The sequence below is a fragment of the Patescibacteria group bacterium genome (genome assembly GCA_041653535.1).
In the GTDB taxonomy this organism is placed as follows: Bacteria; Patescibacteriota; Patescibacteriia; order JACRDY01; family JACRDY01; genus JBAZFH01.
This window is the reverse complement of sequence record JBAZFH010000012.1, coordinates 1-7,030: the sequence shown is the minus strand read 5'-3', so window position 1 is coordinate 7,030 and position 7,030 is coordinate 1. Positions and strand designations below refer to the sequence as shown.

Annotated in this window: 7 protein-coding genes; 2 read left to right on the top strand and 5 right to left on the bottom strand. The window is 42.0% G+C overall.

What is annotated here, in order from left to right; genetic code table 11:
• Positions 1 to 114: 114 nt before the first annotated feature.
• The gene (locus WC310_05690) at positions 115 to 654 is read right to left on the bottom strand and encodes a hypothetical protein (protein MFA5359273.1); all 540 of its coding nucleotides are present in this window, start codon (positions 652 to 654) and stop codon (positions 115 to 117) included.
• 1 nt (position 655) lies between these two features.
• Complete coding sequence (locus WC310_05685) at positions 656 to 1,186, bottom strand: formate hydrogenlyase (protein ID MFA5359272.1); 531 nt, start codon at positions 1,184 to 1,186, stop codon at positions 656 to 658.
• 300 nt (positions 1,187 to 1,486) lie between these two features.
• Here WC310_05685 and ald point away from each other — a divergent pair, with 300 nt between their 5' ends.
• Together ald and WC310_05675 are read left to right on the top strand one after the other, a co-directional pair.
• Complete coding sequence (ald, locus tag WC310_05680) at positions 1,487 to 2,587, top strand: alanine dehydrogenase (GenBank protein ID MFA5359271.1); 1,101 nt, start codon at positions 1,487 to 1,489, stop codon at positions 2,585 to 2,587.
• Between the two features lie 73 nt (positions 2,588 to 2,660).
• The gene (locus WC310_05675; GenBank protein MFA5359270.1) at positions 2,661 to 3,830 is read left to right on the top strand and encodes a M20 family metallopeptidase; all 1,170 of its coding nucleotides are present in this window, start codon (positions 2,661 to 2,663) and stop codon (positions 3,828 to 3,830) included.
• Between the two features lie 231 nt (positions 3,831 to 4,061).
• On the opposite strand, the gene WC310_05670 is transcribed toward WC310_05675, so the two are convergent.
• The 3 genes from WC310_05670 to WC310_05660 all read right to left on the bottom strand — a co-directional run bounded on the left by WC310_05670 (position 4,062) and on the right by WC310_05660 (position 6,773).
• Positions 4,062 to 4,901, bottom strand: coding sequence for a hypothetical protein (locus WC310_05670; GenBank protein ID MFA5359269.1), 840 nt, complete (start codon positions 4,899 to 4,901; stop codon positions 4,062 to 4,064).
• A gap of 85 nt (positions 4,902 to 4,986) precedes the next feature.
• Positions 4,987 to 5,118, bottom strand: a complete 132-nt coding sequence (locus tag WC310_05665) for a DUF5679 domain-containing protein (GenBank protein ID MFA5359268.1) — start codon at positions 5,116 to 5,118, stop codon at positions 4,987 to 4,989.
• A 446-nt stretch (positions 5,119 to 5,564) separates the two neighbouring features.
• Positions 5,565 to 6,773 carry an HD domain-containing phosphohydrolase gene (locus WC310_05660; GenBank protein ID MFA5359267.1) on the bottom strand — a complete coding sequence of 403 codons (1,209 nt, stop codon included), beginning with the start codon at positions 6,771 to 6,773 and terminating at the stop codon, positions 5,565 to 5,567.
• Positions 6,774 to 7,030: the final 257 nt, after the last annotated feature.

Below are 7,030 nucleotides of genomic sequence, written 5' to 3'. Positions count from 1 at the left end.
TGCGAAAATCTTTTGTGCAAATCAATACCGATATGGTATCCTTGTTCCATAGGGCTGCCTCCTTGTATTTTGGGACTGATTGTAACATTAATCAGAACTCTGGAGGTAGTCCTTTCATAATATCATTATAAGATAGAGCGATCCGGCCTTAACGTTGTTCTTGTTATCGCGGTCGTAGATAACAAGAAAGTATGATGCTACGGACATTACTTCCCAGGCAATAAGAAAAAATATTCCGTTTGATGCGGATACGACAAGCAACATGCCAAGAATAAACAGGTTATAAAAAAATCCCAGGGAGCTAATGCTGTATTTTTTATAAAAATGTTTTATATATCCGACACTATAAATAGAGCAAAAAAGAGCGATTAGGGAAATAACAAAAATAAAAAAAGCAGACAACATGTCAATGTGAAAAGATAAAGAAAAAAATGGAAAGAGAGGCGTATTAAACGTCAAAAACATATCTTGTCCCGTAATGATTTTTGAAATTGAGAAAATAAATCCCCATAAAGAACCCGCTACTGCAAAAAAATTACTCCATATATTGGCAGATGCGTCGTCTTTTCTGTACAATAAAGAGCCTGCTGCGCCTATGGCAAACAGCGAAAGCAAGGCAAAAAAACTTATCGGTGAAGTGATAATTTCTAACATATTATTGTCCGGTATCTAATGTTTCAAGAATATTGAGCAGGTGGCAAAGGATTGTTTTAGGCGAGGGCGGGTCTCCCGGAATGCAATAATGCACCGGTATTACTGAATCTACGCCGTCTAAAATCGCATAAGAACCTTTGTAGATGCCTCCGTTTATGGCGTCATCACCGATTGCTACCACAATTTTAGGGTCAGGTGTTGCCTCGTAAGCATTTTTAACCGCTTTTGCCATGTTCCGTGTTATCGGGCCGGTTACCAAAAGCATGTCGGCGTGTCTTGGAGAGGCAACGAAATGAATTCCAAAACGTTCAATATCATAAAAACAATTAGACAGGGCAACGAGTTCTTGTTCGCAGGCGTTATCGGAACCGGCATCTATTTGTCTTATGGCAAGGGACCCATGAAACAAGCGTTTTACTTTATCCTGTATTTTTTCACCGACAGCAATGATTTCCAACTGCTCGCGACCGGCAGTATTTGTGGGTGTTATATTTTTTGAAGTTCTGAATATTTTAAAAAAAAGGTTTATCATATATAAGCCATTTTGTGTAGGTTTTATTTGGGGGTTTTGATGTTTTAATCTTTGAATCGCTATATTAATTATACCACAATATTTTTCATTTTCCGGTAATACCTCCAGCCAATAAATTACTTATTTCGTTGAAAGTTAGCTACGACTGGATCGTCGGGTGCGGAGGCGGCGTAAAATTAGGCTGGTATTGAAAAAATAGGTAATATTATGGTAGGATTACCCATCAAACAGGCTCTAACGTCGTCCCGTAAGCCACCCTAAAAGATTTTTGGTATACAGAGTTTTTAATTGGAGGATCCTATGACTATTGGTACCGTAAGAGAAATCAAAACCGAAGAGACGCGGGTAGGTCTTATTCCTTCCACTATTGCCAAACTCAAGGAAAAAGGCCACCGGGTTCTGGTGGAAAAAAATGCAGGACTGCTGGCTGGAATAAAAGACCAGATGTTTCAGGCAGCTGGCGCGGAGGTTTTCTCTTCTGCAGCCGAAATCTGGAAAGAATCCAATTTGGTAATAAAGGTTAAAGAACCGCAAGAAGCCGAATACGGGTTGCTCCGAAAAGACCAGATTCTTTTTACCTACTTTCATTTCGCCTCCAATCTCTCTATGACCGATGTCCTCATCAAAAAAGGGGTCAACTGCCTTGCTTACGAACTGGTGGAACATAAAGGTAATCTCCCTTTGCTTACACCGATGAGCGAAATTGCCGGACGGCTGGCCGCCCAGGAAGGCGCCGAATACCTGAAAAAAAACAACGGCGGCAAGGGGCTTCTCCTTTCCGGGGCAGCCGGAATAGCTCCGGGTAAGGCAATCGTCATCGGCGCCGGTGTGGTCGGCATCAACGCGGCCCGGATAGCCGCCGGCTTGGGTGCCGAGGTTACCATCCTTGATGTCAATTTGGAGAGACTGCGTTACCTGGAATCCGTTCTTCTTTTTAACTGTCGTCTTATTTATTCTAATCAGGAGAACCTTCTGAAAGAAATCAAGGCCGCCGACTTAATCATCGGTGCAGTTCTCATTCCGGCCGCCGCCGCGCCCAGGGTAATTTTGAAAGAAGACCTGAAATTGATGGAAGAAGGGACGGTTCTGGTGGATGTGGCCATCGACCAGGGTGGTTGTTTTGAAACCAGTCGTCCCACCAGCCACAATCATCCGGTTTATGAAATTAACCACATCATCCATTATTGCGTACCCAATATGCCCGCCGCCGTCCCCAAAACATCCACTTACGCTTTAAACTACGCCACCGCGCCTTACATTTTGGCGCTGGCGGAAACCGGAGGCGATTTGTACGAACTTGACCAGCCGAGGGCGTTATATTCCGATTTGAAGTCAGGGCTGGCTGTTTACAACGGGGAAATTACCAACCAAGTATTAGCCGGGGTGTTAAGAAAGAACTAATCAAACAAAAACATCCCATGTTTCGGGTTTCCTATGTTTGTTGCTTGCGGCGTTGCTGATATTAAATAATTTTATGGACTTCAAAGGAAAATTGAAGGAAGAAGAAATACTGAAGTTGCTTAAGGACTTGATAACCATCAGAAGTGTTAATCCGATGGGAAACAATCTGTCAGGCGATGAATACACAGAAGGAGAAATAGGCAAATACATAGGAGAATATCTTGAAAGATTAGGAATTAGAGTTAAGTTGCAGAAAGTCTCAAAAAACAGAAACAATGTAATTGGTTTTCTGCCAGGTAAAAATTCTTACAGGAGCCTGCTTTTGGAAACCCACATGGATACCGTTCCTATGGGGAAAAATCTGCTTATTCCAACAGTGAAGGAAGGCAAAATATACGGCCGCGGTTCATGCGACACCAAAAGCTCGTTAGCCGCTATGCTTGTGGCTTTGAAGCTAATCAAGGAAAATGGAGTAAAACAAGACGCAAACATTTACTTTATTGCGGTAGTAGATGAAGAATTTTGTGGTTTGGGGTTAGACAAAGTAATACAATCAGGTTTTAAAGCGACGGCAGGAGTGGTTGGAGAACCGACAAAATTAAAGATCGTTACAGCGCACAAAGGAAGGCTCTGGTTCAGGATACATACTTTCGGAAAGTCTTCCCACGGTTCGAATCCCGACAAAGGGGGTAATGCTATTTGTATGATGAATGAAGTCATAAGCCTAATCAGAAATAAAGTTGAGCCATATTTCGCCACAAAAAAACATAAATTACTGGGTTCACCAACAATCAATATAGGAAAAATTTACGGCGGAAACGCACCAAATATAATTCCCGACAAATGTTCCATCGAGGTAGACTGCAGGTTGACTCCTGATGAAAAACCTGAAGACATAATTCGGAAAATATCCACGGAAATAGGAAGAATAAGAGGGAAGATGCCATGTTTTAAAGCGGAAATAGAAAAATTTTTTATGGTTGATACGCCTCCTCTGGTTTTGGGTTTGAATGAGCGCATAGTTAAGTCTATGGTAAAATCCTCGAAAAGAGTGCTGGGAAAAGTCAACGTTTGCAGTGTAAACTATGATACAGACGCCGGCAAGTTTACTAAAGCTGGTATTCCGTGCGTAGTTTTTGGGCCGGGAGATATAGCTCAGGCTCATTCTGATAATGAATTTGTTGAGATTGAGCAGATTGTCAGGGCGTCAGAAGTTTACGCCCAAATCATCGTGGAATTTTAAGAGGTAGGATTATCCATCAAACAGGTTCTAACGTCGTCCCGTAAGCCATCCATGTTAAAAGTTGTTGTCCTGCAACGTTCTTTATGTATACCCTAACGGGATGTTCGAACCTGTCCGTCTTTTTGCTAAGAAAACTTCCTCGCATTCACAACTCCAAACTTTCTAATATAAAATGGTGCAGTTTTTAGGGAGAAGGTCAGGAAGGTCACAACCGCAGAACTATCAGACAAATTATTTTTTCTTATAATTTGCTTTTTCCTCAAGCCAAGAAGGAACAGGAATACGGCACTTTTTTAAAAAAATTATGGTTTGTTTAATTGAGAGATTAGTTACGTCCAATCCTCTGAAAGTTTCATGGTTTATTGGATAAATTCCATTTTTTTCATCTCCTGAGTTATATCTTGTTGTTAAATATATATTTTGTTTGGTAGAATTATATGGTGGTATCATTTGACCTTTTCTGTAAATGATAATTCCGGATTTTGGTTGATAAAAACTCTTAATTTCTTCTGCCTGTAATATTATTCTTTCTGCTCCATAACCTGCTCTTTCTCCGATTGAATCTATATATGCCGTAGCATCTGTGCTTTCCCTGAACGCATCGTTTCCTGCGGAAGCGCCATTTCCGTGAAAATTTTGAGAGTTTACAGCCAATCGATCATCTGCCCTGCCACCTTCCCATACACAGGACTTACTTTTTTCAAAACCAAAATCACCTACAGAACAATGTGCCAAACATTCTTTTGCCATTGAAAAAACATGTTTTCCGGTTTTTTCTTTTATTAGCGGAAACAAACTAATTCCCGTACAGCCACACCCAAAATAATCTACAGTATGAAGATAGTGCCCGTTGGGTTTTGTTGCAACAATCATTCCCATTATTTTCTTCTCTTTTCTTTCTTCGGGAGTTTCTTCTGCTTCTCTTTTACTATAAGTAGCATATTTTAAGGCAACCTGAGGCATCAATAATGCATAATCTTTTTTTGAAATAGTTTTAACTATCTCAAACAATTCTTTTTCATAATCTGCCTCTTTTGCAAGGGCGAATATTTCTTCTAATTTTTTGAACATATTTATTTACAAAGATTATGTATGGAAAAATCCAATTGCCTATCAAAAGGAAACGTTTTAGCCTAATCCCCCAAAAACTGCTGTATTATTTATCTTTGCCCAAAATTCTGCAAACCACAGTCCCGCATTCAGGGCATATCCCCTTAAACATCTTTCGACTATTCTTCATTGTTACTTCTTCGCCGTTTTTAATAGTTACCGATTTTTTACATTTCATACATCTGCCCATAGTTTCCATTGTTTCCTCCGTTCACACCCATCAAAAAGAAATATTTTAGACTTCTCCGTTAATCTCGTCATATTTTACTCCAACATATCTATTTCGTTCAATTAAACCCCACCTCGCCAGGATGCAGTTATATTTGGTGAGGCAGAGAAGGGGGCATAGAATCAGGCTGATATTAAAAAAACAGGCAGTATTATGTTAGGATTATTCATCAGGCAGGTTCTAACGTCGTCCAGTAAGCCACCCTGACACTTCATGAAATCATTGTGCTGCAATGTTTTTGGTAGTGCTTTGAGGGGGAATTAAATCTGTTTACGTAGAATCTATTTATGATGGAGGTGGCACAGTTAATAGAATATATTCAATTTTCTTACCATCTTCACTATCTCGGGCATCATTCCTAGTTTGTTGTTATAGCTTCAACGAATATGACCGGGTTATTGATTTTCCGCAAATATCCGGGCAAACTCCGGGGCTAACTTCTTGAAGGATTCCAATACAACCGGGGCAAAATGTTCGGGTCTGGTCTTCTGGTCGCCCTCGATAATAATCCGGCAGGCGGTTTCATGGTCGAGAGCGGGTTTGTAAGGCCGTTTACTTCTCAAGGCGTCATACACATCCGCTATCTTTACGATGCATCCTTCGATGGGAATGGTTTTGCCTTTTAACCCTGCCGGATACCCGGTACCATCCCAATTTTCGTGGTGAGTGAGAGCAATCTTCGCGGCAACCTTCAGGTATTCCGAAAAAGACCCTTTAAAAATGCTCGCGCCAATTTTAGCGTGAGTTTTCATAATCTCAAATTCTTCCGGTTTGAGAAAAGTCAGTTTCCGCAGGATACTGTCCGGGATTCCAACCTTGCCCAAATCATGCATGGGACTGGCGTGGAAGATGGCTTCCACTTTTTCTGGAGCAAGTCCTAATTCCTTTGCTAAAAGCCGAGAGTAGTGACCGATTCTTCTAATGTGGAAACCGGTCTCTTCATCCCGGTACTCGGCGGTCACCGTCAGGTGATGGATGGTTTCAATATAGCTAGCTTTTGTTTCCTGATGTGACTCGTCAAGTTTGCGTAAAGATTGCCGTAGTTTATCTTCCGTCTGTTTGCGCTTGGCAAGGCTCTGTTTCAGTTCTATGTTGACCTGTTCCACCCGCTGCGTTTTGTCCTCCAGCTTGCGGATTAGTACCGTGTTGTATTTCTGCAAATAGCTGATTTCCTCTTCCGGTGGCGCTTCGTCCGGCCCGCCAGTCGGCGCGACGGTCGGACGTTTAATTTGCCGAATGACTTCTTGAATTGTATTTATGAAGGCTTTCGGCTCATCGGGTTTGACGAGGAATTGCTCTGCACCAAGACTGAGCGCTAATTTCCGGTCCTGATCGTCGGTGTAGGTGGCGGTGTAGAAGACAAAGGGTATTGGCCGCAGCCGCTCGTCTTTCTTCCACTCGCGGCACAGGGTGAATCCGTCCATCACCGGCATTAAGATGTCGCTGATGATGAGGTCCGGCGGATTCTGTCGCGCTTTGGCCAGCGCTTCTTCACCGTTTGTCGCCTTTATAATTTCATAACCCTGCGGAACAAGACGTGCTTCGAGAAGTTCAATGTTTTGGGGATGGTCATCAACAACCAAGATTACCGGTTTGTTTTTCATCCGCCACCTCTTTTGAATTTAACTTTTTAATATATTAGAAAGTCACTCTAGGCGGTTTAATCTTCCTGGCCTTTTGCCCGGAAGGTTCATTTCGAAATAATCTCCGGGTAGTCAGTACCAGCTTGAAGTGCATAAGGACCCTATTCACAAAGATAGATGGGGGCCTTATTTATTTCTCGGTTGCTTCGGACGGCGACCAAGCGCAGCGGAAACCGTAGTTGACGTATTTGAACGAAGATGGGTCCCAGTTACGAAAC

Excerpts from the sequence above, each read along its gene's own strand:
- WC310_05690 (MFA5359273.1), bottom strand. The coding sequence starts at position 654 with ATGTTAGAAATTATCACTTCACCGATAAGTTTTTTTGCCTTGCTTTCG.
- WC310_05685 (MFA5359272.1), bottom strand. The coding sequence starts at position 1,186 with ATGATAAACCTTTTTTTTAAAATATTCAGAACTTCAAAAAATATAACA.
- ald (MFA5359271.1), top strand. The coding sequence starts at position 1,487 with ATGACTATTGGTACCGTAAGAGAAATCAAAACCGAAGAGACGCGGGTA.
- WC310_05675 (MFA5359270.1), top strand. The coding sequence starts at position 2,661 with ATGGACTTCAAAGGAAAATTGAAGGAAGAAGAAATACTGAAGTTGCTT.
- WC310_05670 (MFA5359269.1), bottom strand. The coding sequence starts at position 4,901 with ATGTTCAAAAAATTAGAAGAAATATTCGCCCTTGCAAAAGAGGCAGAT.
- WC310_05665 (MFA5359268.1), bottom strand. The coding sequence starts at position 5,118 with ATGAAATGTAAAAAATCGGTAACTATTAAAAACGGCGAAGAAGTAACA.
- WC310_05660 (MFA5359267.1), bottom strand. The coding sequence starts at position 6,773 with ATGAAAAACAAACCGGTAATCTTGGTTGTTGATGACCATCCCCAAAAC.